The sequence below is a fragment of the Amycolatopsis jejuensis genome, assembly GCF_000717335.1.
GTDB classification, from domain to species: Bacteria; Actinomycetota; Actinomycetes; order Mycobacteriales; family Pseudonocardiaceae; genus Amycolatopsis; species Amycolatopsis jejuensis.
This window is the reverse complement of the sequence record NZ_JNYZ01000028.1, coordinates 64,381-89,481: the sequence shown is the minus strand read 5'-3', so window position 1 is coordinate 89,481 and position 25,101 is coordinate 64,381. Positions and strand designations below refer to the sequence as shown.

21 protein-coding genes are annotated in these 25,101 nt (G+C 69.2%); 15 read left to right on the top strand and 6 right to left on the bottom strand.

Annotation, left to right across the window (positions count from 1 at the left end; translation table 11 throughout):
- Nucleotides 1-177: 177 nt before the first annotated feature.
- Nucleotides 178-1,641 carry an aminotransferase-like domain-containing protein gene (locus OO71_RS33680; RefSeq protein ID WP_162186148.1) on the bottom strand — a complete coding sequence of 488 codons (1,464 nt, stop codon included), beginning with the start codon at nucleotides 1,639-1,641 and terminating at the stop codon, nucleotides 178-180.
- Nucleotides 1,634-2,902 carry a YlbE family protein gene (locus OO71_RS33675; RefSeq protein WP_033294014.1) on the bottom strand — a complete coding sequence of 423 codons (1,269 nt, stop codon included), beginning with the start codon at nucleotides 2,900-2,902 and terminating at the stop codon, nucleotides 1,634-1,636. The genes OO71_RS33680 and OO71_RS33675 overlap by 8 nt, the downstream gene beginning before the upstream one ends.
- Nucleotides 2,903-3,014: 112 nt before the next feature.
- Between OO71_RS33675 and OO71_RS33670 the strand changes: the two genes are divergently transcribed.
- On the top strand, nucleotides 3,015-3,932 hold the full coding sequence (locus tag OO71_RS33670; protein WP_033294013.1) for an LLM class flavin-dependent oxidoreductase: 918 nt from the start codon (nucleotides 3,015-3,017) through the stop codon (nucleotides 3,930-3,932).
- A gap of 89 nt (nucleotides 3,933-4,021) precedes the next feature.
- On the opposite strand, the gene OO71_RS33665 is transcribed toward OO71_RS33670, so the two are convergent.
- Entirely contained in the window at nucleotides 4,022-5,353 is a 1,332-nt protein-coding gene (locus OO71_RS33665; RefSeq protein WP_051792553.1) for a M20/M25/M40 family metallo-hydrolase, read from the bottom strand.
- A gap of 171 nt (nucleotides 5,354-5,524) precedes the next feature.
- Here OO71_RS33665 and OO71_RS33660 point away from each other — a divergent pair, with 171 nt between their 5' ends.
- From OO71_RS33660 to OO71_RS33645, 4 genes are all read left to right on the top strand, one after another.
- Entirely contained in the window at nucleotides 5,525-6,049 is a 525-nt protein-coding gene (locus OO71_RS33660; RefSeq protein WP_033294012.1) for a nuclear transport factor 2 family protein, read from the top strand.
- Complete coding sequence (locus OO71_RS33655) at nucleotides 6,046-6,708, top strand: DUF1028 domain-containing protein (protein WP_051792552.1); 663 nt, start codon at nucleotides 6,046-6,048, stop codon at nucleotides 6,706-6,708. Before OO71_RS33660 ends, OO71_RS33655 begins: the two co-directional genes overlap by 4 nt.
- 489 nt (nucleotides 6,709-7,197) lie before the next feature.
- Nucleotides 7,198-8,349, top strand: a complete 1,152-nt coding sequence (locus OO71_RS33650; protein ID WP_084145461.1) for an amidohydrolase — start codon at nucleotides 7,198-7,200, stop codon at nucleotides 8,347-8,349.
- Between the two features lie 41 nt (nucleotides 8,350-8,390).
- Nucleotides 8,391-9,797: an MFS transporter gene (locus OO71_RS33645; protein ID WP_084145460.1), complete on the top strand. Its 1,407-nt coding sequence runs from the start codon at nucleotides 8,391-8,393 to the stop codon at nucleotides 9,795-9,797.
- A gap of 5 nt (nucleotides 9,798-9,802) precedes the next feature.
- On the opposite strand, the gene OO71_RS33640 is transcribed toward OO71_RS33645, so the two are convergent.
- The gene (locus OO71_RS33640) at nucleotides 9,803-10,429 is read right to left on the bottom strand and encodes a TetR/AcrR family transcriptional regulator (RefSeq protein ID WP_084145459.1); all 627 of its coding nucleotides are present in this window, start codon (nucleotides 10,427-10,429) and stop codon (nucleotides 9,803-9,805) included.
- A 148-nt stretch (nucleotides 10,430-10,577) separates the two neighbouring features.
- On the opposite strand from OO71_RS33640, the gene OO71_RS33635 reads away from it, so the two are divergent.
- From OO71_RS33635 to OO71_RS47825, 7 genes are all read left to right on the top strand, one after another.
- Nucleotides 10,578-12,005, top strand: a complete 1,428-nt coding sequence (locus OO71_RS33635) for a carboxylesterase/lipase family protein (RefSeq protein ID WP_051792550.1) — start codon at nucleotides 10,578-10,580, stop codon at nucleotides 12,003-12,005.
- Nucleotides 12,002-13,687, top strand: coding sequence for an amidohydrolase (locus OO71_RS33630; protein WP_033294010.1), 1,686 nt, complete (start codon nucleotides 12,002-12,004; stop codon nucleotides 13,685-13,687). Before OO71_RS33635 ends, OO71_RS33630 begins: the two co-directional genes overlap by 4 nt.
- 31 nt (nucleotides 13,688-13,718) lie before the next feature.
- Nucleotides 13,719-14,063: a GYD domain-containing protein gene (locus OO71_RS33625; protein ID WP_033294009.1), complete on the top strand. Its 345-nt coding sequence runs from the start codon at nucleotides 13,719-13,721 to the stop codon at nucleotides 14,061-14,063.
- Between the two features lie 22 nt (nucleotides 14,064-14,085).
- Nucleotides 14,086-14,901, top strand: a complete 816-nt coding sequence (locus tag OO71_RS33620; RefSeq protein ID WP_033294008.1) for an alpha/beta fold hydrolase — start codon at nucleotides 14,086-14,088, stop codon at nucleotides 14,899-14,901.
- Nucleotides 14,898-16,292 carry a hypothetical protein gene (locus OO71_RS33615; protein ID WP_033294007.1) on the top strand — a complete coding sequence of 465 codons (1,395 nt, stop codon included), beginning with the start codon at nucleotides 14,898-14,900 and terminating at the stop codon, nucleotides 16,290-16,292. The genes OO71_RS33620 and OO71_RS33615 overlap by 4 nt, the downstream gene beginning before the upstream one ends.
- A gap of 110 nt (nucleotides 16,293-16,402) precedes the next feature.
- Nucleotides 16,403-17,836, top strand: coding sequence for an MFS transporter (locus OO71_RS33610; RefSeq protein WP_033294006.1), 1,434 nt, complete (start codon nucleotides 16,403-16,405; stop codon nucleotides 17,834-17,836).
- Nucleotides 17,824-18,492, top strand: coding sequence for a cysteine hydrolase family protein (locus tag OO71_RS47825; protein WP_051792549.1), 669 nt, complete (start codon nucleotides 17,824-17,826; stop codon nucleotides 18,490-18,492). The genes OO71_RS33610 and OO71_RS47825 overlap by 13 nt, the downstream gene beginning before the upstream one ends.
- 89 nt (nucleotides 18,493-18,581) lie before the next feature.
- Here the strand turns inward: OO71_RS47825 and OO71_RS33600 are convergent, their stop codons facing one another.
- Nucleotides 18,582-19,196 (bottom strand): TetR/AcrR family transcriptional regulator, encoded by a 615-nt coding sequence (locus OO71_RS33600; protein WP_051792548.1) that lies wholly within the window; start codon nucleotides 19,194-19,196, stop codon nucleotides 18,582-18,584.
- A gap of 72 nt (nucleotides 19,197-19,268) precedes the next feature.
- On the opposite strand from OO71_RS33600, the gene OO71_RS33595 reads away from it, so the two are divergent.
- Nucleotides 19,269-21,842: a glycoside hydrolase family 2 protein gene (locus tag OO71_RS33595; protein WP_051792547.1), complete on the top strand. Its 2,574-nt coding sequence runs from the start codon at nucleotides 19,269-19,271 to the stop codon at nucleotides 21,840-21,842.
- A gap of 61 nt (nucleotides 21,843-21,903) precedes the next feature.
- Here the strand turns inward: OO71_RS33595 and OO71_RS33590 are convergent, their stop codons facing one another.
- A complete protein-coding gene (locus tag OO71_RS33590; RefSeq protein ID WP_033294005.1) occupies nucleotides 21,904-22,854 on the bottom strand; it encodes an alpha/beta hydrolase in 951 nt (316 codons plus the stop codon).
- Between the two features lie 246 nt (nucleotides 22,855-23,100).
- Here OO71_RS33590 and OO71_RS33585 point away from each other — a divergent pair, with 246 nt between their 5' ends.
- Together OO71_RS33585 and OO71_RS33580 are read left to right on the top strand one after the other, a co-directional pair.
- Nucleotides 23,101-23,742: a GNAT family N-acetyltransferase gene (locus OO71_RS33585; RefSeq protein WP_033294004.1), complete on the top strand. Its 642-nt coding sequence runs from the start codon at nucleotides 23,101-23,103 to the stop codon at nucleotides 23,740-23,742.
- A gap of 55 nt (nucleotides 23,743-23,797) precedes the next feature.
- Nucleotides 23,798-25,084, top strand: a complete 1,287-nt coding sequence (locus OO71_RS33580; protein WP_033294003.1) for an MFS transporter — start codon at nucleotides 23,798-23,800, stop codon at nucleotides 25,082-25,084.
- The last annotated feature ends 17 nt before the right edge of the window (nucleotides 25,085-25,101 follow it).

The following is a 25,101-nucleotide window of genomic DNA, read 5'->3' as shown; positions in this document are numbered from 1 at the left end:
TGATGCCCGGCGGGATCCTCGTGGTGATGCGGAACGGCAGCCGGGTTCGACGCGGTTTTCGGGCCCTGGGCACACCCACGCGGACCTGCTCACGCTGAGCCTCGTCGTCGGCTGGTTTCCATGGCGGGTTCACGAATACCCGAGCCACCTGTTGCCGGACATGGCGGAACTCCGCGTTCAGCGGCCCAAATACTCGTTCCACGCAACCTCGAGCCGCCCCAGTGCCTCCCCGAGGTAGTCGAGCCGACGGCCCAGCGGGAGCCGGACCCGGTCGCCGTGTGCATGTGTCGCCGAGAAGACGTTGCCCGGCCAGAAATCCACCGAATGCCGCAACGCTACCTGGCTGAACTCCATGGCATTCCCCACCGGCAGCCGCGTCCAGATCGACATCCCGCCGTCGGGGACCTCGTAGCTCCATGCCGGATCGAGTGAACCGAGCCAGTCGTCGATCACCGCGAGCGACGCTTCGAGGTGCGCGGTCCGGCGCGCGCAGACCTCGTCGATCACCGGTAGCGAGCGCGCGGCCAGCAGCTGGCACAGCTCGGGCGTGCCGGCGTCGACGGTCACCTTCAGCTGGGCGATCCGGCTGATCACGTCCTCCCGCGCGCGGATCCAGCCGACGCGGATGCCGTGCCACAGCAGTTTCGTGAACGAGCCGATCGTGACCACGGGAGCGTCCGGCCGGCAGGCGGCGATCGAGTTCAGCCGATCGCCGCCGGGGCGCAGCGACAGCCCCCACAGCGACAGGTCCTCGACGACCGGCACCTGGTACTCCGCGCTCAAGGTCGCCAGCCGGTCCCGCCGTGGCTCGGGCATCCGGGCGCCGGTGGGGTTGTGGAACTCCGGGACGGTCAGGACCATCGCGGGCCGCGTCCGCTGGAGGAGCCGTTCCAGGGTGAGCACGCTCAGCCCCTGCCGGTCGACCGGCACCGAAAGGATCGGGCACTGCAGTGAGCGGACGACGTCGAGCGCGGCCACCCAGGTCGGGTCCTCGACGACGACCGGCCGCATCGGCTCGCTGAAGTACGTCGCGGCGAGCCACACCGCCTGCTGCGCGCCGGTGGTGATGCAGATCTGGTCGAAGGTGGTCGGCAGGCCGCGCCGGGTCAGGAACTCCGCGATCTCCTCCCGCAGCTCCCGGACCCCGCACGCCATCTCGCCGCTGAGCCGGGCCAGCGAGTCCAGGTCGTCACGCAGCCCGTCGATCGACACGCCGGACGGCCAGCACGGCTCGTCGAAGATGGCCGAACCGAGGTCGAGCGCCGTCCGCCGGAAGCGCGACCCGCTCTCGTGGATGAGGCGCCGCACGCGGTGCGACGACGGTGGACCGGCCGACGGACCGTGCGGCGCGCCCTGCGGTCTGGTCACCCAGGTCCCGCTTCCCTGGACGCTGTGCAGCCAGCCCTCGCTGCGCAAGAGGTCGACGGTCGCGATCACCGTCGTGCGGCTGACCGCGAGCAGACCGGCGAGAGCCCGCTGCGGGGGCAGCAGCACGCCGGGCGCGAGTTCACCCCGGCGGACCGCGGCCCGCATCGCCTCGGCGAGCTGCTCGTACAGCGGCGCGCTGCCTTCCGACCAGTGCCCGAGAATGGCCACCAGCTGCTCCGCGGGGATCATCTCCCGCGGGCGGACGTCAGGCACCGGTGGCATCGGCACCGGTTGCGGCACCGGCGGCGAGCGCCTCGGTGAAGCACGCCAGTGGTGCGCGGACCGACCCTGCGCCAACTTGCCCCACCCCGATCCCGGCGTACCCCACGTCGATGAGCGGAGTCAGCCCTGTGTCGGCGACCAGCTCGGCGTCGATGCCGAACGGCACCCCACGGAACCCCAGCGCCGGGATGACCAGGTCCGGGTGCTCCGTGCGGACGATCGAGTATAAGCCCAGGTTGTGCCTGATCAGCCCGGCGAAATCGCCGTCGTGGTAGTCCAGCAGCGCGGGCGCGGCGGCCTGCGCCATCCCGCCCAGCCCGGCGCACTCCGTCATGCAGCTCTCGCCGCCGGTCCACACGACGTCGTCGACGCTGAAGCCGGGGAAGAACCGGCCGCGCGGCTCCGGCAGCGGGGCGGCGAACCAGCGGTCGCTTCCGGCGAGCCGCACGTGGAAGCGGCGGCAGTTCATGACCATTCCGGTGACGACCGTCGAGCCGGGGACCCCGTGCCCGCTGGTCACGATCACGGTCGCGGCCGCCATCGAGAGGCGGAGGAAGAGCGGGTCGATCGTCGTCAGGTATTCGATCGCGGTGCGGCGATGCGGGTGACCAAGGTCGGCGAGCGGGGCCATCAGAGTGCGGGCCAGCACGTGCGCGGCGGCGAGCGTGCGGCTGTGCAGTTCGTCGCCCATCCGCAGGGCCCGGCTCATCATCGGCAGCAGCGGGATCCCGCCTGCGGCGCGGACGGCGGCGCCGATCGCGGGTGCGACCTCCTCCTCCAGCCGGTGGAGCCGGTCGCGGACCTCGTCGTCGTACACCCCGAGGCTGAGCCCCCGGCGCGTCCCGAACTCGTACATCCCGCAGTGCGCCCGGACGCCGGTCGCCGGGTCCTCGACGCGGTACACCGGGGTCGAGAACGTGTGCACGCCCGCGGTGGAGCCGACGCAGCCGTAGTCGAGCGTGTGCCCGAGCTTGATCTTCCCGGCGACCAGGCGTTCCCAGGCCTGGTCCGGGTCCGGCGCGAGTCCTTCGTGGACCGCCGCGTACCGGATCGCGTCGCGCTGCGGACCGTGGTACTCCCCCGGCGCCATGACCGGACCGGCGACCAGCACCGTGTCCGGCGTCATCCCGTCCAGGGCCTCGCCCGCGGGGAGCACGTCGACCAGGACCGGCTGGGCCTCGAGCATCCGCTGCATGCTGGCCGCGCTCGCCGGGCGGATCTGCGGGCTCGCGGCAGGAAACGTCGTACTCATGGCCCGATCGTTTCCGGGTGGCCGCGCGGTCGCCAGGCTTCCGGCGAACGTCGCGACCAATGCCCCGGAATTGGCCCTACCCGGGCGGGGTGGAGCTTTGTAGTTTTGGCCGATGCCAGAGATCTCGTTCGTGTACCCGTATCGCCTGCCATGGCCCGAAGTCCGGCCGCTGCTCTCCACTTTGGACGAAAGCGGGGCGCACGGGCTGTGGGTGTACGAGAACCCGCGCGAGCGCGGTGCGTTCGCCGTCGCCGGCGCCGTCCTCGGGGCGACGAGCCGCCTCACCGTCGGGGTCGGGGTCGTCACCACCTACGTCCGGCATCCCGAGGTACTCGCCATGGAGACGCTGCAGGCCGGATGCATCGGCCCCGGCCGCTTCGTGCTCGGGCTCGGGGCAGGCAGCGCCACCGAGGCCGCCCGGCTGGGCGTGGAACAACGCTCCCCGCTCGGCACGGTCCGGGCGCAGATCGACGCGGTGCGGTCGTTCGAGTCCGCGGCTCCCCCGGCCGAGCCGATCCCCGAACCGCCGATCCTGATCGGAGCGACGGGACCCAAGATGATCGCCACGGCGGGCGCGTACGCCGATGGCTTGGTCCTGTCGCTGAACGCCCCGCCTGCCTTCGTGCGCCGCGCTGCGACGGTGGCCCGTGAGGCCGCTCGTGCCGCCGGTCGCGCTCGGCCGTGGGTGGTGGTTTACGTGCATGCAGTGGTGGCGGATTCCCACGAGGCTGCGTTGGAGGTCGCGCGGGCCCAGCTGGGCACGACGCTGGGTCGGCTCGCGGGAAACCCGGTGTTCGACACCTTCGCGGGCGACCTCCCGTCCCCCCTTGGCGACGAGCTACGGGAAGCGGCCCGTGCGGGTGGCGTTGATCCGCTCTCGTCGGGTCTGGTGCGGGAGCTTGCTTGCGTTGGTACGGCTGAGGATCTGGTCGCCCGGGCACGGCAGGCTTACGCCGACGCGGACGAGGTCGTTCTGCTTGTGCCGGGGGCTGATGCGGGCGTGCTTGGGGGCCTTGCCGGGAGTATTTGACGTTTCGGCTGCCCCGGCCAGTGGAGGCCGGGGCGGTGGATGGTTCGCTGCCATCGCCTCTGCGGTACGCCAGACCCGAGCCGCCCCGCTCACCCCAGACCGGGGCAGCGAACCGTCCGCGCCATTGCCTCCGCGGCGCGCCGGAGCTGGCCGATCACCAGGTTCTCGTTCGGGGCGTGGTTGTTCTGGTCCGGGTTGCCGTGCGGGACGACCATCGCCGGTACTCCCAGCAGGTCGGACAGGATGCTGACCGGCACGGTGCCCGCCAGGCGGGGCAGGACGACCGGTGGGCGGCCGTACGCCTGTTCCAGTGCGGCCGTCACGGCGGCCGAGGCCGAATCGAGCGGGGTGGTGCTCGTCGGTGGCATCCGGGCCAGCATCCGGACCTCGACGTCGATTCCCAGCTCCTGCAAACGGTCGCGGACCTGCTGTGCCAGCCGTTCCGGGTCCTGGTCGGGGACCAGCCGTGCGTCGACCCGGGCGCGGGCGCTCGTGGGGATCGTCGTGGCGAAACCGGGTCCGGTGTATCCCGCCTCCATGCTCGACACGTTGAAGGTCGGGTGGAGGAGGATCCGGCGGTAGTGCTCGGCGGCCGGGCGCGCCGGTACGCCGTCGGGGAGCTCGGGGGCGGGCAGTGCGTCGACGAGGGCGAGTACGTCGCCCGTGGGGGTGACGGCGTCGGCCGCGAGCGGTGGGGCCAGTGCGCCGTCGGGGGAACCCAGTGCGACCAGCGCACGGGCGATCCGGTCGGCCGGGCTGGGGACGGCGCCACCGAAGTTGCCCGAGTGCAGCGGGACCCGCTGATCCGTGGCCACCAGCTCCAGGCACAGCAGGCCCCGCGCGCCCAGCGCCAGCACCGGGCGGCCGCTGGGGTGGATGGACCCGTCCACGGCCATCACCAGGTCGGCGGCCAGCAGGTCCCGGTGCTGGGTGCAGGTGGCGGCGAGGTTCGGGCTGCCGATCTCCTCCTCGCCGTCGGCGATCAGGACCACGTTGCACGGTGGTGCGCCCAGCCGATGCGCGAGGTCGATCCCGGCGACCGCCGCGACGAGCTGGCCCTTGCTGTCCGCCGTTCCCCTTCCGTGGAGACGGCCGTCCCGGACGACCGGGTCGAAGGGGGCGCTGTGCCAGTCCTCGAGGCGACCCACAGGCTGCACGTCGTAGTGCCCGTAGACCAGGATCGTCGGCAACGACGGATCGACGAGACGGCGTCCGGCGACGAGTGGATGCGTCGGGGTACCGAGCAGCGACACGTCGAAACCGCGGGCGCCCAGCAGCCCGGCCACGGCATCGGCTCCCGTGCGCATTGCCGGGCCGGCGTCGGCGCTCACCGTGGGAATCCGGACGAGGGCGCGGGTTTCCTCGAGCATCGTGTCGAGTGCTGCGGAGCTCAGCTCGTCGCCGGGCGCGGGTGAAATCATCGAGTCTCCCTCGGTCTGGGGCGATCCCACCTTCGGGCAGCAGTCCGCAGGCCGACAACGGCCCGGGCACCGCGAGAGACCAACTTGTGCGCATTGGATATGTCGGCGGCGCAAAGCGATGTGATGGCATGGTCGCACTGGAAGCACACATGAGGGATGGGTGGACGGAAGATGACCATCGCGAACCGGGACTACGAACGGCTTTACGCCGACCGCGTCACCTTCGACGGCGGCAGCGAAAGCGACCACACCGAGCTGTGGGACCTGCTGCTGAGGTTCCTGGAGGCGAACGACACGATCGACACGGACGTGCTCCGCACCATCTGGTCGGCCGATCCCGGCTGTTTGTTCTTCAATGCCAACGGTTTCACCTACCGGGGCCTCGACGACTGGTGCCGGATCTGGGACTTCTACCGGCCGCAGTTCGAGGTGATCGAGCCGTTCGACCCCGGCCAGACCCAGGTCAGGATCCGCGGCACGATCGCGGTGGCAGTGACCGAGAAGGGGCGACGGCACAAGCGCTGGGTCCCGCAGAGCGGCCGCGACCTGGACGACCGGCAGCTGGCGGCAGGCGTGATCTCCTACTGGCGCGCGACCCAGGTGTTCGAGCAGACCGACGCCGGCTGGCGCGTCGTGCACGCGCACTTCTCCGAGGAAGCCACCGGCACCCGTCCGGACCTGATGGACGAGGCGTGACCTTCTCGGCCATCCTCCGCGACCCGGCGACCGGTGCGCTGGGCGCGCTCATCGCCAGCGCCCGGCCCGCCGTCGGGGCGCGGACCGTACTCGGGGCGCCCGACCTGCTGGTCGTCACCCAGGCGAAGGCGAGCACCAGCCTGGCGGACGACGTCCAGCGGCGCCGGCGTTCCGGGTCGAGCCTCGAAGACGCGGTCACCGGCGCATTCGCCGCCGATCGCGAACCACATTTGCGGCAGTTGCTCGCAATCGCCCTGGACGGCCCGCCCTTCGCGACGACCGGTGACCGGGTTCCGTCCGCAGCCGCCACGGCCACCGGCACCGACCACGCGTGCGCCGGGAACCTGCTGTCGTCCGGCGACGTCGTCGGTGCCATGGACGAGATCTGCCGCTCTGGTGGCGAGGTGGTCGAAACCCTCCTCGCGGCGGGCCACGCCGCCGAGTCCGCAGGCGGCGACGCCCGGGGCCGTCAGTCGGCCGCACTGGTCGTCTGGCAGCAGGATTCGTGGCCGGTGGTCGACCTCCGCGTCGACGACCATCCGGAGCCGCTGACCGAGCTCACCCGGTTGTGGGACCTGTGGCGCGGCACCTGGGGAGTATTCGCGGAGACCGGCGAGTTCCCGCCTGCCCGTCCCGCTTGGGTGCGGCCCGGACGGTGACTGACCCGGTACTCCGGCTGCTGGTGCCGATCTTGAACCCACCTGGCCGGTGATCGCCGCTACGTCGCCGACCGCACGGTCCCGACCGGCGATCACCGCGCCGTCGAATCCGGCGACTGCCTGGAACCCCGCCTCCACCCTGCCGTCGTCGGGGTGGCGACGGGTCAGCATCAGAGATTCGGCCCGGACGAGCCACGCGACCGTGCCCGCATCGGGTTCACCCAGGCCACGGCGGCGATCGAGCGCCGTCGGCCGGGCCCTCCGCACTTGCCTGCGCCGTCGGCGCCTCCCAGCACCCGCAGCCCTCTGGACAACCATCGCTCGGCGAACTAAACTAAACGGATCAGTTCAGCTCGCCGCCGGGGACCGCCGGGACAGTCGGCACCAAGCTCGTCCGACAGGCAGACACAACGGGTTCCCCCGTGCGGTGATCGGCCAAGCCGGTCATCGCACGGTGCAGTGTCGTGCCCGGCAGAAGGGACCAGCCCGATGAATCGAAGATCCGCGGAAAGGGAACCCGCTGCGCGGCCGTCGACGCCGATGCACGAGGCGGTCCGCGCGGCGCATACGGCCACCCGGGACACGGCGGAAGTCCTCGCGAGGAGGATCTACGAGCATCCGGAACTCAGCGACCACGAATACCGCGCCGCGGACTGGTGCCGTGAGGTTCTCGGCAGTGCCGGATTCACCGTCAGGAATGTCGCGGATCTGCCGACCGCATTCGTCGCGGAATTCACCACTAACACAAAAGGGCCGACGATCGGACTGCTTGCCGAATACGACGCGTTACCGGGTATCGGCCATGGCTGTGGCCATCATCTGATCGCGGGTTCCGCCGTCGGGGCGGGTCTCACCCTCGCCCGGCTCGGGGATGCATTTCCCGGATCTGTCAAGGTGTTCGGCTGCCCCGCCGAGGAATTGCTGACCGGAAAAGCGCGGCTGATCGGCACCGGGGCATTCGACGGTATCGACGCCGCTCTCACTTTTCACGCCTACCATTCGACCAGCGTGATGACCGGCTGCATGGGCCTCCGCACTTTCGAACTGATTTTCCGGGGACAACGCGATACCACTGCCGATCCCTGGGCCGGAACCAATTCCCTCGACGGCGCGGCCATGGCCTATCGCGAGATCACCGCGCTGCAACCCGGTGTCCGGGTCCATCGGCTGGAAACGCACGGGGGCGATGCCTTTGGCGGCGTCCCGGAGCGAGCGGCGTGTCACGTCGCGGTGCGGGCGGACAGCAGGCCGGAGCTCGAAAGCCTGGCGAGCGCAGTGCTGGACTGCGCGCGGCGCGCCGCCGACACGAGCGGCACCACGCTGGAGATCGTGGAAGGCACCAGAAGCGAGCCGATCCACTACGCGCGGCCGCTGGGCGAAGCGGTCCGGGCGAACCTGCTTGAGCTCGGCGAAGAGGTGGTGGACTGGCCCGCGCTGGCGTTCACCGACTTCGGCGACGTGAGCGAGCTCGTTCCCGGAATTCTGTTCTCCGTCGCCACCTGGCCGGAGGACGTCCCGTTCCACACCCCGGCCGCCCAAGAGCACTCCGGCAAGCCCGGAGCGTTCGAGGCCATGCACACCGGCAGCCTCGCGATGGCATTGACCGCGGCCGACCTCGCGACCTCCGACATTCCGCTCTGACCCAGCAGGCACCGCGCACGTTCTCGACCAATGGAGGTCCCGTGACTGCCCTCAGCATCTCTTCCGGACGAGCGCGGGTCGTGCTGTCCGTCCTCGTCCTCACTTTGTTCGCCTACAACGGACTCGAGACCATGCTCGCGCCCGCGCTGCCCCTCGTACAGGAAGCAGTCGGCGCGACGACGCCGGCCATCGCCTGGGTCTTTACCGGGGTGCTGATGGCAGGCGCGGTCGCGGCTCCGGTAGTCGGGCGGCTCGGCGACACCCGGGACAAACGCACCGTACTGCTGTGCGTGCTCGCCATCGTCATGCTCGGCACCGCAGTTGCCGCACTCTCGACGTCGATCGTCGTCCTCACGATCGGGCAGCTGCTGCAAGGCGCGGGCCTCGGCTTGCTGCCGCTCTCCGCGGGCATCGTCCGCGACACGCAGCCGCCGGGTGCGATCAAATCGGCCAATGGCCTGATCATCGGGTCCGCGACGCTGTCGCTGGGGGTCGGACTGCTGGTGGCCGGGCCGATCGTCAGCGTCCTGCCCTACTCGTGGCTGTTCTGGTTTCCGTTGATGCTGCTGGCATTCGCGTTTGCGGTGGCCTGGTTCGCGGTGCCGTCCTGCCCGCCCGCGAAGTCGGGATCGGTGGACTGGACGGGGGCTGCCCTGCTCGGGCTGGGCATCGTCGGGCTGCTGCTCGCGATCACCCTCTCCGCGCAGTGGGGATGGCTGTCCGCCGGAACGCTCGGGCTGTTCGCCGGCGCCGTCGTGCTGCTGGCCGCGTTCGTGGTCGTGGAGCTGCGCATCGCGAGACCGTTGATCGACCTGCGGCTGCTGGCCGACCGGCCGGTGCTGCTGGTGTGCCTGGTCTGGTTCGTGATCGGGTTCGTCAGCATCGCGGTGTACGTGCTGGTGCCGATTCTGGTGCAGCTGCCGGCGGAAACCGGGATCGGAATGGGCGCCTCGGCCGCGCTCACCGGCCTCATCCTGTTCCCGATGGGCATCATCGGTGCCGTGACGGCACCGGTGACGGGGCGGCTGGAGAACGCGATCGGGGCCCGCGCGGTCATGCTGACCGCCACCGGCGCGCTCGCCGTGTCGAGTGCCTTGCTGTTCGGGGCCGCGCACCTCTGGCTGATCTTCCTGGCCACCGGTCTCGTCGGCGTCAGCATCGGGCTGGGACTCACCCAGGCGATGAACATCGTCGTCGCCGCCGTCCCCGCGGAGCGGCTGGCGAGCGTCAGCAGCATCACGTTCGTGATGAAGGCCGTCGGCGGCTCGCTCGGCGGGCAGATCGCGGCAGCGCTGCTGGCCGCCAGCGGGCAGCCACAGCCGACGTGGGGTGATTTCCGGCTCGCCTTCGTGGTGTTCGCCGTCGCCGGCGCGGTCGCCGTGCTGCTGTGCATCGGTTTTCCGGCCAAGCTGGCCGCCGCGCGCGCCACGATGGTCCTGACGAAGTGACGGGGCTACCGGATTCCGGTCCCATATGCCGCAAGGAAAACCTCGACATCGGCGGTCGCGCTCGCCGTGATGTCCTCGGGTGACGGGAGCAGGCTCGGGTCCAGCAACGAATACAGGCGCCGAGCCTGAACCATCCCGACCAGCTGCAGGGCCGCGTGGTCGACGTCCTTGATGGCGAGATCACCGCGGTCGACCAGTTCCTGGAGCGCCGAAGCAAGATGCGCGATCGCGGGCAACGGCCCGGCTTCGAGATACCGCTTGCCGATCTCGGGCCGATGGTGCGACTCCGCGACGACCAGCCGCAGCAGGGCGACCGTGTGCGGTTCGAACAGCACCAGGGCATAACGGCAGGCGAGCGCGGTCAGCCTGGTGCGCGGATCTTCCTCCGGATCGGTGTGCCGGTCGATTTCCTGGCTGATCCGGCCCGCCATCGAGGCGACGATCTCCGCGAGCAGCTCGTCCTTGCTGCTGAACTTGGCGTACACGGTGGCTTTCGAGACGTTGGCCGTGGTGGCGACGAGATCCATGGTGGCATTGGCGAATCCGCGTTCGACGAACACCTCCTCCGCCGCTGCCACGATCGCTGCCCGTTTCTTGTCGCGGGCCCCGGATGCCTCTTGACGTCGCTCCATGGAGCGTTACTCTACCAGTAGCTGAACTAAACGGATCAGTTCAGTTCACGAGCATTCACCGGCCTGACGTACTCCCGGGGCTTTCGAGCCGACCGGCACGGCGCTCCGCACCGGACAGTCAGGGACCGGACCGAAGAAACGAGGTGCGATGAACCCGGTTGCGGTGACCTCCGGCGGCACAGTCCGGGGAATCCTCGAGGACGGCCTCGCCGTCTTCCGCGGAATCCCTTACGCCGCCCCACCGGTCGGCGACCTGCGGTGGCGGCGCGCACAACCCCATCCGGGGTGGACCGGCGTCCGCGACGGGGCGCAGTACGGGCCGAGCGCACACCAGCCGTACCTGCCCGGCGGAAGCCCGATCATGGGCGAGCACGGCGCCCCGCCGTTCGCCGAGGACTGCCTCACCGTCAACGTCTGGACCCCGGGGCTCGACGGAGCCAAGCGGCCGGTGCTGGTCTGGATCCACGGCGGCGGCTTCACCAGCGGTTCGGGAAACATCCCGTACTACGCCGGAGACACGTTCGCCCGCAACGGAAATCTCGTCGTCGTCACCATCAACTACCGGCTCAACGCATTCGGCTTCCTGCACGGCATGGTGCCGGGCCACTCCAACGTTTGGCTCAGCGACCAGGCCGCGGCACTGACCTGGATTCACGAGAACGCGGCCGCATTCGGCGGCGATCCCGACGCGATCACCCTCATGGGCCAGTCCGGCGGCGGATTCTCCATCGGCGCGCTCGCCCAGCACCCCACCGCCGCCCCGCTCTTCCATCGCGCGATCGTGCAAAGTGCCCCGCTCGGGCTCGACCTTCCGACCTCCGAGGAAGCAACCGAACGAACCGACACCATGGCGCATCTGCTCGGTCATGCCGATCGCCGTGGGCTCGCCGGAGAATCCGCCACCCGCCTCGTCGAGGGAACCATCGCGATGCTCCGCCGGTCCGCCGCGTTCGGTGCCTGGAACCTCGCCTTCACCCCCGTCCTCGACGACCTCATGCCCGCGCACCCCCGCGACGCGCTTGCCGACCCTCGCCTCGACCTTCTGATCGGCTGGACCGAAGACGAGGGCACATTCCCCTTCGCCGCCGACCCGCAATACGACACCGCGACCGCCGACGACGTCACCGCATTTTTCCGGGAACGACACGAGAATCCCGGACACGTCTACCAGCGTTATGCGGACCGGCTCGGGGACGACCCCCGCGCCGTGCTGTCGGCCGAATGCAGCGATTACCTCTTCAAAACTCCCGCACGCGAAGTCCTCACTCGCCGCAGCGGCAACGGAACCACCTACGCATACGAATTCGCCCTCGACGCCGCCGCATTCTCCGGAGCGCTCGGCGCCACCCATTGCCTGGAACTGCCCTTCACCTTCGCCAATCCCGAAAAATGGGCCGCGGCCCCGTTCCTCGCCGGGCTCGACCCCGAACTGGTGCGCTCCCTCGGTACCCGGATGCACCACTCGTGGATCTCCTTCGTGCACCGCGAAAAGCCCTGGCCGGCAGCCGATGGCAGCACCGTGATGATCTTCGATACGGACACCGCTCTTCGAGAGGCAGGAGACCTCAGCCGATGACCGCGCCCGATCTCATCCTGACCAACGCCAAGATCGTCACTGCCGACCCGGAATTCAGCATCGCGGAGGCACTGGCCGTTTCCCGCGGTGTCATCGTCGCAGCCGGCAGCCGGGCCGAGGTCGAAGCCCTGTCGGGGGCCCGGACGAAAACCGTCGACCTGCACGGAAAATGCGTCGTGCCCGGGCAGATCGACAGCTACCAGCACTTCATCACCGCAGGCATCGACATGATCGGCGAGCGCGGCGCGGTCGACCTCATCACCAAGACCTCGATCGACGACATCCTCGCCGCCATCAAGAGCCGGGTCGACGCGACCCCGAAGGGGCAGTGGGTCGAGGCCGGATGCATGTACCGCGGGGCGCTCGAGGGCGGCCGGTGGCCGAACCGGTGGGACCTGGACAAAATCGCCCCGGACCATCCGGTGTACATCCGGCAGGGCGGGCGGCCGATCATCGCCAACAGCTATGCGCTGCGGCTGGCCGGGATCGGACGGGACAGCCCTGACCCCACCGGGCCGGACGGCATCATCGGCCGCGACGCCGACGGGGAACCCACCGGCCAGCTCATCGGAGGAGCGGCGGACCTGGCCCGCGAACGGTGGTCCGAGCTCGTCGGCGGACCGGCCTGGGAGTGGGACTTCCTGCACTTCGACCGCGAAGCGCTGGTGGACGCGGCCCTTGCGCAGCAACGGGTCAACCTCGCGTGCGGCATCACGACGGTGCGCGACGACGCGACGTACCCGGTCGAAATCCGGGCCTGGGTGGAGGCCCGGCGGCGCGGTCTGCTGCGGAACCGGCTGGGCGTGCTGGTCGCGGTCCCCGAGCGGCATCTGTGGGCCAAGGAGGATCGGGACCGGTTGTTCGGCTCCTATTTCGAGCCGTGGGAGATGGGCGGCGATCTCCTGTGGGTCGCGGGTGTCTCCATCGGCTACAACCTCGAAGGCTGGATGCAGATCGACGAGCCCCGGCTCCGGGAAATGGTCCTGGAATCGGTAGCCCGTGGCTGGACGGTCGCGATCCCCCCGAGCATCGGGGTGAGCGAATCCGTCAGCGAGGTGCTGTCGATCCTCGAAACGGCCGCGGAAGCCGATCCGGCGGAGTTCGTGGCACGCAGGCACACGTTGACGCATCCGCACGGGCTGCGGCTGCCGCAAGACATCGAGCGCGCGAAGAAGCTCGGGCTGATGGTGAACCCCAACCCGCTGCTCAGCTACTACGCGGCCGAGCGGTCCCTGCGGATGCACCAGCAGATCGAAGCGACCGGCTTCCACCAGGGGATCGCTCCGGACGCGTGGGACCAGGCAGTCCGGATGTGGGCACCGCGCACGCGGGACTGGTTCGAAGCGGGTCTCGTGGTGAGCGGTGGCTCCAACATCCCGGCCGCGACCTACGATCCCGAACGGCCGTTCCTCGGGCAGTACTCGGCGCTGACGAACGGCACGCTCGCCGGGGTGCTCCTGCCGGACCAGGCGATCACCCGGGAGCAGATGGTCCGGATGTACACCAGCAACGCGGCCTACGCACTCATGCGGGAGGACCGCATCGGCTCGCTCGAACCCGGGAAGTACGCCGATCTCGCGGTACTGGACCGGGACATTCTCACCTGCCCGGACGGGGAAATCGCCGAACTGAAGGTCCTCGAGACCTATTTCGAGGGGGAACTGGTCCACGAACGGGGATGACGAGAAAGAAAGGACCGAGAAAGGAAGGACAATGGCGTTCTACCTGATCCGCTCGAAAGCCACTCCGCAGACCTGGGCCGATCTCATCGAGAACCCGGAAGATCGGCGACAACCCTCGGTGGAAGCCGAGTCGCTGTACGGCGGCAAGGTCCACGGCTACTGGTACGCGTTCGGCGAGTACGACGTGTACGGGCTTTTCGAAGCTCCCGACACCACGTCGGCCGCAATGCTGAAAGCGGCGATCAGCGCCGGAGGTGCGTACTCGAAAGTCGAGATCGTGCCGCTGCTGTCGGTCGAGGAAATGCTCACCGCGCTGAGGCGGGCGAAAAGTTTCCCCTACCGGCGGCCCGGGGCGCATCCGGCCGCGTCATCGTGAACCGCAGGAAGGAGTGGCAGCAATGCCCTATGTGGACACCGAGGGAGCCGAGCTCTTCTACACCGACGAAGGCCAGGGCCCGCGGACACTGCTGCTGATGCACGGTTGGGGCGTCGACTCCAACGACTGGGTCTGGCTCATCCCGCTGCTCGCCGGGAAGTACCGGGTCGTCGCCTGCGATCTGCGCGGGCACGGGCATTCGAGTGTGCCCGACCACTACGGCTGGGAATGCATGGTGGCCGACATGGTGGACCTCATCCGGCATCTCGGCGGCGGGCCCGTCGTACCGGTGGGGCATTCGCTCGGCGGTGCGCTGGCCGCGTCGATGGCGGTCGAGCATCCCGGGCTCGTGGACGCCATGGTCGCGGTGGACCCGGCATACGGGCACGCCCCGGAGTACGTTGCGGTGCTGGAAGCCGGGCGGGCGAAGTGGCGGCAGTCCCCCGGCGAAGGGCAGCGGCTCCTGCTCGATCAGATGACGGCCGCGGGCACGACCTTGGCGACGCCGGGCTTCCTGCCGACCTTCAACAGCCGCCGCATCCAGAGCATGCCCGCCGAGATGGTCTGGAAGCCGTACGAGGGCCTCGCCGACGCTCCGTCCGGGGTGTTCCATCGCGATCCGGCCACGGAATATCTGAAGCGAAGGCAGGCCCCGGTACTTTCCGTGCATTCCCTGCCCGGAAAGGCGGCCTGGGAAAAGGAAACCTTCGGGAATCCGTATTCCAAGGCACTCGAATGGGAAGGCTCCGGCCACACCATCCAGATCGAACGGCATCGCGAACTGGCCCAGGTGATGATCGGCTGGCTCGACGGGCTGCCTGCCGGTGATCGGCGATGAAGCTCTCGCAGCGGCGCGGGTTGCTGCCCGACGGTACCCCGTTCCTCATGCGGGTGCCCGAAACCTGGAACGGGGTCCTGGTCCGCGACATGGATTTCGCCGCCGTCGCGGAAATGCCCGGCGACGAGGTGCTGCTCGCTTCGACCGGAGCGACCGGAGGCAGCGCGGACCGTTATGCCGACATGCTGAGGCGGGGATTCGCGGTCGCCGGTACCGCGCGGCACCCGCTGGACTTCTTCCAGTACGACCCGGTACACGAAATCGCGATGCTCGACGAGGTACTGGAGCGATTCGACGCCGAGTTCGAGCGGCCCGCACGCGTGATTCACCACGGCGGTTCCGGCGGAGGCCACGTGTCACTGGCGGTCGCGGAGGATTTCGCGGACCGCATCGACGGCGCAATCGCCTTCGACGCCCACACGCCGGTGTGGATCATGAACACGCATCTGGACATGTGGTTCTCTCTGAAGGCACTCATCGGGCCGGACGCCGAGGCCGCGGGTGCCGCAAGGCTCGCCGACCTGCTCGTCACCGACCTGCCGAACGCGGGCATGCGCCGGATCAAGGACACCATCGCCTACCTCCCGGACGCCGCGATCGAGCAGTCCTGGCGGGCGGCAATCGATGCGGCGCAACGCACTCCCCTCGGCCGGGCCCGGATCGCACTGGCAATCACCCTCGGGCAGTGGCCCGCGTGGGGAAGCGGATTGCATCCGGCGCCACGGCTGGACGACCCGGAAGCCCTGCAGCACAGCATGTACCACCTCGTGCACCGGGACGCGCTGAACGCGGGCGGCGCAGGTCGCATCATCTTCGAGAATGCGGGCCGCGGGCAGCAACTGTCCTGGAACACCGAAGTCGATTACGCCGCCTTTTTCGCGAACGGAAACGAGCACTACCGGAATGCGGTCTCGCACCTCTACCGGAAAGCCGGATGGAAGGTGGAAGACGATCTGGCCCGGGTGAATGCGGCACCGCGGGTCGAAGCTTCCGAATTCGCGCTCGAATTCTGGAAAGCGCCCGGACGTACTGTCTCCGGCAAACCTCGGGTACCGGTATTGCGGGTGCACGGGCTGGGCGACACTGCGGTGCCGTTCAGCCTGGCCGAGGGGTATCGCGAGCGCGTACACGCCTTGGGCAGGGAAGATCTGGTGCGTTTCGCCTTCGTGGACGCCGACGGGCACCTCGCCGCCAATACCGTTGAAAGCGCCACTTTGCTCGAGGTGATGACCCATCGGCTCGACACCGGGAATTGGGGCGACACAACGCCTGCCGCACTCAACCACAATGCCGGGAAATTGGACCCGGCGACTCCGGCGCGATTCGCCGATGCAGCCGAACGCGGTCTCGCGGTCGGCCGATACAACCGAACGTGGATCCCGGACGCGTGAATCGCTCCTAGCGACCGCCGGCTCCGGCGAGCGGCGGTGAATTCCCCAGTGCGGCAACCGGATTGACCCGGTTGCCCGGAACCCCTTGCGGTGCAGACGGAGGTAGAGCCATGTCTGCTTCACCACGACCTTCCCGCGTGCTCCTCGTCATCACCAGCGCGGTCGTCGTCTATTTCCTGCTCGAATCGATGCTGGCGCCGGCTCTGCCCGACATCCAGGCCGGGGTCGGCGGCACCCCCGCCTCGGTGGCGTGGGTGTTCACCGGCCTGCTCCTGTCCTCGGCGGTGACGACCCCACTCGTCGGCCGGCTCGCGGACGTCGGCGACAAGCGGAAAGTGCTGCTCGGCGTGCTGGCGGTCGTCGCGGCAGGCGTGATCTTCTCCGCGTCGGCCACCTCGGTGCTGCCGCTGGCGATCGGCCAGATCCTGCAGGGCGCCGGGTTGTGCCTGGCACCACTGGCGACCGGCATCGTCCGCGATACGCAGCCGGCGGAGCGGGTACGCCGGGGCAACGGGATCATCATCGCGAGCGTCACGCTCACCACCGGGCTGGGTCCGGCGCTCGCCGGCCCGATCATCACGGCGGTGGGTTACCGGTGGCTGTTCTGGGGTGCGCTCGTGCTGCTGGTCGTGATCGGCCTGGCCACCGCCCGGATCGTGCCGCCGATGCGACCGGCCCGCCGCGGTGCGGTCGACTGGCCCGGCGCCGCGCTGCTGGCAGGTGGCTTGCTGGTCCTGCTGATCGGCGTGACGGAAGCACCGGTCTGGGGATGGCTTTCCCCGGGCTTGCTCGGTTCGGTCGCGGGCTCGCTGGTCCTGCTCACGGCGTTCGTCCTCGTGGAGTTGCGGGTCGAACAGCCGCTGGTCGACCTCCGGCTGGGGCGCCGCGTGCTGGCCCTCTCGGCGCTGCTCTCGTTCGTGGTCGGCTTCGCGACGACTCTCGCTTACGTCTGCATCCCGAACCTCGTTGCCGCACCGGGATCCACCGGCTACGGCCTCGGCGGCACGGCCACCACCGCCGGGCTGGTCCTCGTGCCGTTCGGCGTCGCCGGGGCGGTCGCCGCGGCGGTGACCGGGCGGCTGGACCGGCTGTTCGGACCGCGGCCGGTGATCATCCTCGGCAACGTGCTGATCCTCGGCAGCTGCGCGACTTTGCTCGCTGCGGCGTCCAGCGGCGCGCGGATCGCGATCGCCGCCGGGTTGCTCGGCATCGGGATCGGGCTCGTGTTCACCGAGCTGATCAACGTGGTAACGGCTTCGGTCCCGGCCGAACGGGCCAGCAGCGTCGCCGGGCTCCCGTTCGTGCTGCGGAGCGTCGGTGGCACCCTCGGCAGCCAGATCAGCGGCAGCGTGCTCGCGAGCGACCTGATCCCCGGCGCCCCGGTCCCGTCCTGGAACGCCTTCACCACGGTGTTCTGGCTGACGCTGGCCGTCGTGGCCGTCGCCGTCGTGCTCGGGGTGGCACTCCCGGCCCGTTCGCAGACCGTGCCCTCCCCTGGTCTCGCTCGTCCACTGCAGAAAGGAAACCGGAAATGGGACAGATGACGCTGGCGGAGCTCGACCCGGCACGGTCCGCACTCGTCGTGATGCACTACACGAACCACGCGGTCCATCCGGAGGGGCACTTCATGCGGAACTCGCCGCCGTGGCCCGCGATGATCGCCGAAGCGATCCCGCAGGTCCAGACCGCACTCGCCGCGGCACGGCAAGCGGGCCTGCTGGTGGTGTTCGCGCAAGGCGCGTGGTCCGACGGCTATCCGGAGCTCAACACCAAGAGCGGCGGCCTCGGGGAAATCCCTCAGGTAGGGCGGAATCTGGTGGGCAGCTGGGACGCCGAGTTCTACGAAGCCGTTGCGCCGCACGAGGACGAGATCACCATCCGGATGACCGGCCTGAGCGCTTTCAGCGGCACTCCCCTCGGCCGGATCCTGGTCATGAACGGGGTGATGAACCTGTTCGTCATCGGGATCAGCAGCCGCGGCTGCCCGGAGTCGACCGCCCGCGAAGCACTCGACCTCGGCTACCGGACCATCGTCCTGCCCGACTGCTGCCCGGGTGAGCCGAGCATGGGCAAATACGAATACGAGGCGTTCGTGGAGTGGGCCAACCACGTGGCCACGGCAGTCGTGACGGCGGACGAATTCTCCGGCTGGCTGGTCGCTCCGCACGAGCAAGCCTCGGTCGGGGGAACTCGGCGTTGATGGCCGGGGTGATCCCGGTCCGCGGAAGGCGTGGACCGGGATCACCCGACGCACATCAGGGAAATGCCGTGCGATCCGGGGGCGCCGGTTCACCTCGGCTGGGCCGGGGGCGGCATCTTCGGCAAGGGCGCCGCCGGGCCGTGGAGAAGGTCGATGATCCGGCGGGCGTAGTCGGCGGGGTTGCCCGGCTCCACGGTGCCGCGGTCGTGATCCAGTGCGATGTGCAGGACCATCGTCGTGGTGTGGGCCGCGGTGGTGATCCACAGCGGGTCGGCATCGGGCCCAGTGCGCGCGCGGATGGCTTCCTCCAGCAGGACTTGCTGCTGGTTGACCACGTCCCAGAGCCGGGCGCGAGGACCGGTGGCGACATCGAGCTGGGCCCGCAGGCGGCGCAGGTCGGCACGCTGCCCTGGCGACAGGTCGAGGACGGCCGATACCGCTTGGGCGAGCGACACGGCGACGTCCTCCTCCTCGGGACGCGCACTGAAGGCATCGGCGAGCCGGGACGTGTGGTCGGCCATCGGGGCGAGCAGGATCGCGTCCTTGTTGGCGAAGTAGCGATACACCGTCGACACGCCGACCTCGGCCCGCTCGGCCACCTGCTCGATCGTCGCGGCGGCATAACCCTGCTCCTCAGCGAGCTCGAGCATCGCCTCGAAGATCGCTTCACGAACCAGCCGCGCCTTCTTCTCCCGCAATCCCACCGCGACAACCTACCAGAACTGGCACCTTCTTCCAAAGTGGCAAATGTTCCCACATTGGGTTAACCTTCCATTATGCTTCTCACCCGAGAGTGTTCGCTGCACCTCGACGGCTTCGAGCTGATCGGGACGGAATCCGCGTCCAGTCCGGCGAATCTGCCCGCCGAAGGCTGGATTCCCGCGGTCGTGCCGGGTGGGGTGCACGAGTCGCTGCTCGCTGCCGGGCAGATCGAACACCCCTACTGGAACCGCAATGAGGACGACATCCGGTGGATCGAGGAGCGCGACTGGTGGTTTCGCACCTCCTTCGCCGCGCCCACAACGGATGCGTCCGATCGAGCCCGCCTCATCTTCCATGGCCTCGACACCGTCGCCGACGTCTGGCTGAACGGAAAGCACCTGGGCCACCACGAGAACATGTTCCGGCCCGCGATCTTCGAGGTGACCACGCTGCTGCGCGAGCACAACGACCTTCTGGTGCGGTTCGCGCCGCCGCTGGCCGGGCGCACCACGCCCGAGGTATTCACGCGCATGGCCGAGCGGCTGACGGCAGCGTTCGAAGGATCCGCCGGCGATCTCTCCGATGGTGAGACACCGGCGATGTTTTCGGTTCTCCCGCGCGCATCCCGGATCCGCAAGGCCGCCTTCTCCTGGGGCTGGGACTTCGGGCCGCGGGTACCGTCGATCGGTCTCTGGCGGCCCGTCGAACTGTCGGTGCAGCGCGCCGCAGTGATCACCGGGCACCACGTGCGTACCGACCGGCTCGGCCCCGATGGCTCGGCCGAGCTCACCCTGCGGGTGGAGGTCGACGCGTTCGCCGCCGGCGAACCGCTGACCGCCCGGGCCAAGCTGACCTCACCGGCGGGTCGCACCACGATCGTCGAACTGCCCGTCGAAGCCGGTGTCGCCGCAGGCCCGGTCACGATCCCCGATGCCGAACTGTGGTGGACACACGATCTCGGCGAACCAGCCCGCTACGACCTCGCGGTCGGCCTCCATGCCGGAGACACCGTCCTCGACCGGATCACCGACCGGGTCGGCCTGCGCATCATCACGCTCGATCGCAGCCCCGATCCCGAGGGCGGGCGGCTGTTCCGGTTCATCCTCAACGGGGTGCCGATCTTCGCCCGCGGCGCGAACTGGCTGCCTGCCGACATGCTCGTCGGCTCCGTCACAGCCGAACGGCACCACGATCTCGTCGGGCTCGCCCGCGCCGCCGGAATGACCATGCTCCGCGTCTGGGGCGGCGGCGTCTACGAGCACGACAGCTTCTACCAGGCCTGCGACGAGCTCGGGATACTGATCTGGCACGACTTCATGTTCGCCTGCATCGTCTATCCCAGCGACGATCCCGTCCTCCTCGACGAGGTGGCCAAGGAAGCCGAGTACCAAGTCAAGCGGCTGCGCAACCACCCCAGCATGGCGCTGTGGTGCGGCAACAACGAAGTGGAGCTCCTCTACACCGCCGCCTATCAGCACAACGAACCCGGCCCGTGGGGTCACCGCTTCTTCCACGAAACCCTGCCTGCCGCGGTCGCCACGCACGACCCGGCCACCCCCTACTGGCCGGGCAGCCCCTGGGGAGAAGGCCCCGCGGCGGTCAACGGGGACGGCGACGGCGACCGCCACGCCTGGGAAGTCTGGCACGGCAATCTTTTCGCCCCTGGCGAAAGCCGGTTCGCGTCCCTCGGCGAATCCCGGCACTACCGCCGCTACGCCGACGACAACGCCAAGTTCGTGAGCGAGTTCGGGATCCATGCCGCACCAGAGCTTTCGACCCTGCGCCGCTGGCTGCCCGCCGACGCATTGACCGTGCACAGCACCGCGTTCGACCACCACAACAAAGACCAGCCGAAGGACAAGCACGAGGCGATCCTCGACATCGTCACCGGGCTTCCGGACACCATCGAGCAATACATCGCCTACACCATGGTGTCCCAGGCAGAAGGACTGAAATTCGGCGTCGAGCACTACCGCCGCCGCCAGCCCCACTGCAGCGGGACTCTCGTCTGGCAGTTCAACGACGTCTGGCCGGGATTCAGCTGGTCGGTCCTCGACCACGAACTGGCGCCCAAAGCCGCCTACCACTACCTCGCGCGCGCCTACGCGCCCGTGCTGGCGAGCTACCGGCGCAACGGCGATCAGCTCGAACTCTGGATCACCAACAACAGCCGCGATCCGGTCACCACGCGCGCCCGCATCACGCTCAGCAGGTTCGACGGCCCCGACGACTTCACCGAGGACATCACCATCACCGTCGACCCGGGCGAATCACGCGTCGGGTGGCAGCGAGCGGGCCTCCCGCTTACCGCTGACCGTTACGCCTGGGTCGAAAGCCCCGACGGTCTCTTCCCTGCCAACCGCCTCTTCTTCGCCGAAATCAAAGACCTCCCGCTCGATCCGAAGACATTCACCGTCACCGCCGAAACCACCGGCCCCACCACTGCCCGGCTCACCCTCGCTGCCTCCGGCTTCACCTACTTCGCCCACGCGCTCTCCCCCGCTCCCGGAACCCGGTTCAGCGACAACTACCTCGACCTGCGCCCGGGGCAGCACGCGACCATCGACGTCACCGGGTTGCCGCCCGGATTCGACCCGGCGACCTTCGACGTCCGCTCCTTCGCCGACGTCGCCGGGCAGCGGGCGTAGGGCTGATACCGGAGAGGAGGTGGCCCAGCGCCTTCACCACCCGATGGGGAAGTCGGCACCTTCACCCTCGGCTGTGGAGGCCACGCCGGAGTGCCGCGATGACGTCGGCGTTCATCCGCCGGCTGATGGCCGCTTCGCGGACCAGCTTCGAGCCGTGCACGGTGCCCGGGTACAGCACCAGCTCGGTGGGCACGTTCGCCTGCGCGAGGCGCTGGGCGTAGGCGATGTCCTCGTCCCGCAGCGGATCGAACTGGCAGGCCGAGACGAACGCCGGCGGCAGCCCGGACAGATCCTCGGCGCGGGCGGGAGCGGCGTACGGCGAAACGTCGGCCGTACCGCGTTTTCCCGCACCGAGGTAGTAATCCCAGCTGATCTCGGCCGCGGGTTTGTTCCACAATGGAGTGTCCTCGTACGCGAGCATCGAGGCGGTCGCCAAACGGTCGTCGATCTCCGGGTATTCGAGGTACTGGAAGCACAGCGCGGGGCCACCGCGGTCGCGGGCGAGAAGAGCGCACGCCGCGGCGAGGCCACCGCCCGCGCTTTCCCCGCCGACCGCCAGCCGGTCCGGGTCGATGCCGAGCTCGCTCGCGGACTTCGCCACCCAGGCCAGCGCGGCGTAACAGTCTTCCAGCCCCGCGGGGAACGGGTGCTCAGGCGCAAGCCGGTACTCCACCGAGACGACCACGGCACCGACCTCGGCGGCGATCCGGGACGCGTGACCGTCGTCCATGTCGCGGCTGCCCATGAAGAATCCCCCGCCATGGATGTACACCAGGGCAGGCAGCGGCGAATCCGCCGCCGACGGCACGTAGAGCCGAACGGGCACCTCGGGCGCTCCGTCCGGGCCGGGCACCATCACGTCGCGGATATCGAGCGGATGCGGCGGATCGTACTGAGGCAGCAACGAGACCATCTCCGCGGCACCCTGGCGCGCGGTCCGGTAATCGAGCGTGGTCCCCTCCGGGATCATCGAGAACAGCGAAGTGAGTTCGCCGTCGAGCGCGTAGGCCAACTGTTCCTCCTCAGAGTGAAGGTGAATTCCGTGCACGCCAAGTGAATCGGAATGGGCAGAAAGCCGGGAAGATCAAACCGACTGTACGTCAGAAACGATCCGGTGGTCAACGTCCGACTGCCAGGGGGATTCCTCCCCCCGAGGGCAAAAATCGTACCGGCTTCGGCGAACCATGGCGTTGCCGGGAAACCCCGCATCCCCGACGCTGAACACATCAACGCTGCTCATCCCACCGAAAGGCCGCCCATGGTCAAGCATGACGGAACCGACGGGCTCACGATCCGCCCATACCGCCCGGAGGACCGCGACGAGGTGGCCGACATCTGCCTCCGCACCGGGGCGGCCGGTGCCGACGCGACCGGGATGTATTCCGACGACACGCTGGTCCCCGACGTGACCGCGTTGCCGTACGTGGAGTTCGCGCCCGATCTGGCCTTCGTCGTCGACGACGGGAAGCGGGTCCTCGGCTACCTCGTCGGCGTCGCCGACAACGACGCCTTCATCGAATGGTCGAAGCGAGTCTGGGCGCCCGTATTCGCGGAGCGGCATCCGGAACCGGGTCCGCCGACCGGACGTGCGCCCGCGATTCCCGAGGAACTCCTGATCTGGGTGGGTCTCAATCCCGAGGCGACCCGGATTCCCGAAGCCGATGACTATCCGGCGCAGCTGCACATCAACCTGCTCCCCGAACTGCAAGGCCTCGGCTTCGGCCGGAAGCTCGTCGACACCTTCCGCGCGGAGCTCGCCAAACGCGGCGTACCCGCGCTGTACCTCGCCGTAGACGCCACCAACAAGGGTGCGCTGGCGTTCTACGCCCGCCTCGGGTTCCACGAACTTCCGTCGAGCAGCCCGGAACATCCGTTGTTCGGCATCGCAACGGCTCCCTGACCCCGGCCCTCCACTTCGGACTCCGCTGATCCACCCACGACACAAGGGAGTGTCCATGTCGGTGCGCCCGGAAGAACCGGCCGAGGCAACCAGCCCCGGCGTCCCTCGTCCGGACCCGCCCGGGCAGACCTTGAAATCGCTCGGGCTCCGGAAGCTGCTCGCGACGTTGCCGCTCGTCATCGCGAGCTTCTCGGTGTTCTGGGGAGCGGTGTCCTCGGTGTTCATCCCGATCCAGGTGCAGGCGATCGACCCGGCAGGGCAGGCGGGTTCGCTCGCGCTGGTGGTCGGGGTGGGGGCGATCGCCGCGATCGTGGGTGCCCCGATCGCGGGCGCGGTCACCGACCGCACGCGCTCCCGGATCGGCGGCCGCGAGCCGTGGATGATCGCCGGTGCGGTGTCGACCCTCGCGCTGGCGGCCGCGATGGGCTCCGTCACGTCGATCCCGCTGCTGATCGTGCTGGTGATCGCGATCCAGTTCACCACGAACTTCATCCTCACCCCCGCCACCGCGTACCTCCCCGATCGGGTACCGGTGGCCAAACGCGGGGTGTTCTCCACGGTATACGGCCTGGCACAGCTCGTCGGCAGTGTCGTCGGCGCTTCGGTCGGCACCGGCTTCGCCTCGGTGCTGCCAGCCGGGTACCTCGTCACCGCAGGCCTGCTCGCGGTGCTGACCATTCTCTTCGCCCTGCTCAATGCCCGGTCGAACCGGCACGAACCCCGCCCGCCGTTCACCCTCCGGAAGCTGCTCTCGACCTTCTGGGTCAACCCGGTGGCCAACCCCGACTTCGGGTGGGTCTTCCTCGGCCGGTTCCTGATCTTCACCGGCTTCTATCCGCTCCAGACCTTTTCCCTGTACCTCATGCAGGACTACATCGGGCTGGGCGCGAACGCGATCGACGCCATCCCGGTGACCAACATCGCCGGACTGGCCGGCATGGTGGTCGGTGCCGTGATCAGCGGCCCGCTGGCCCAGCGTCTGGGACGGACGAAACCGGTGGTCTACGCCTCCGCCGCGGTGAGCGCGCTTTCGCTCGTCATTCCGCTGCTGTGGCCGACTCTGCCCGGGCTGATCGTCTTCAACGTGCTGATGAGCCTCGGGGCCGGGGCGTACATCATCGTCGACCTCGTTCTGGTGACCCTCGTGCTGCCTTCGGCCGAGGACACCGGCAAGGACCTCGGGATCATCAACATCACGACCACGCTTCCGCAGACCCTCGGCGCAGCCATCGGCGGCGCGGTCATCTCGATCTTCGGCAGTTACGTCGCCCTGTTCCCGATCTCGATCGCCGTCACCGTCGTCGGCGCACTCCTGTTCGCCTTCGTCCGCGGCGCCAAGTGACGTGGACGGTCCCGGTA

Coding starts and splice junctions, on each gene's coding strand:
- OO71_RS33585 (WP_033294004.1), top strand. CDS start 23,101: ATGGTCAAGCATGACGGAACCGACGGGCTCACGATCCGCCCATACCGC.
- OO71_RS33640 (WP_084145459.1), bottom strand. CDS start 10,429: ATGGAGCGACGTCAAGAGGCATCCGGGGCCCGCGACAAGAAACGGGCA.
- OO71_RS33580 (WP_033294003.1), top strand. CDS start 23,798: ATGTCGGTGCGCCCGGAAGAACCGGCCGAGGCAACCAGCCCCGGCGTC.
- OO71_RS33615 (WP_033294007.1), top strand. CDS start 14,898: ATGAAGCTCTCGCAGCGGCGCGGGTTGCTGCCCGACGGTACCCCGTTC.
- OO71_RS47825 (WP_051792549.1), top strand. CDS start 17,824: ATGGGACAGATGACGCTGGCGGAGCTCGACCCGGCACGGTCCGCACTC.
- OO71_RS33660 (WP_033294012.1), top strand. CDS start 5,525: ATGACCATCGCGAACCGGGACTACGAACGGCTTTACGCCGACCGCGTC.
- OO71_RS33620 (WP_033294008.1), top strand. CDS start 14,086: ATGCCCTATGTGGACACCGAGGGAGCCGAGCTCTTCTACACCGACGAA.
- OO71_RS33665 (WP_051792553.1), bottom strand. CDS start 5,353: ATGATTTCACCCGCGCCCGGCGACGAGCTGAGCTCCGCAGCACTCGAC.
- OO71_RS33650 (WP_084145461.1), top strand. CDS start 7,198: ATGAATCGAAGATCCGCGGAAAGGGAACCCGCTGCGCGGCCGTCGACG.
- OO71_RS33635 (WP_051792550.1), top strand. CDS start 10,578: ATGAACCCGGTTGCGGTGACCTCCGGCGGCACAGTCCGGGGAATCCTC.
- OO71_RS33630 (WP_033294010.1), top strand. CDS start 12,002: ATGACCGCGCCCGATCTCATCCTGACCAACGCCAAGATCGTCACTGCC.
- OO71_RS33625 (WP_033294009.1), top strand. CDS start 13,719: ATGGCGTTCTACCTGATCCGCTCGAAAGCCACTCCGCAGACCTGGGCC.
- OO71_RS33610 (WP_033294006.1), top strand. CDS start 16,403: ATGTCTGCTTCACCACGACCTTCCCGCGTGCTCCTCGTCATCACCAGC.
- OO71_RS33675 (WP_033294014.1), bottom strand. CDS start 2,902: ATGAGTACGACGTTTCCTGCCGCGAGCCCGCAGATCCGCCCGGCGAGC.
- OO71_RS33670 (WP_033294013.1), top strand. CDS start 3,015: ATGCCAGAGATCTCGTTCGTGTACCCGTATCGCCTGCCATGGCCCGAA.
- OO71_RS33595 (WP_051792547.1), top strand. CDS start 19,269: ATGCTTCTCACCCGAGAGTGTTCGCTGCACCTCGACGGCTTCGAGCTG.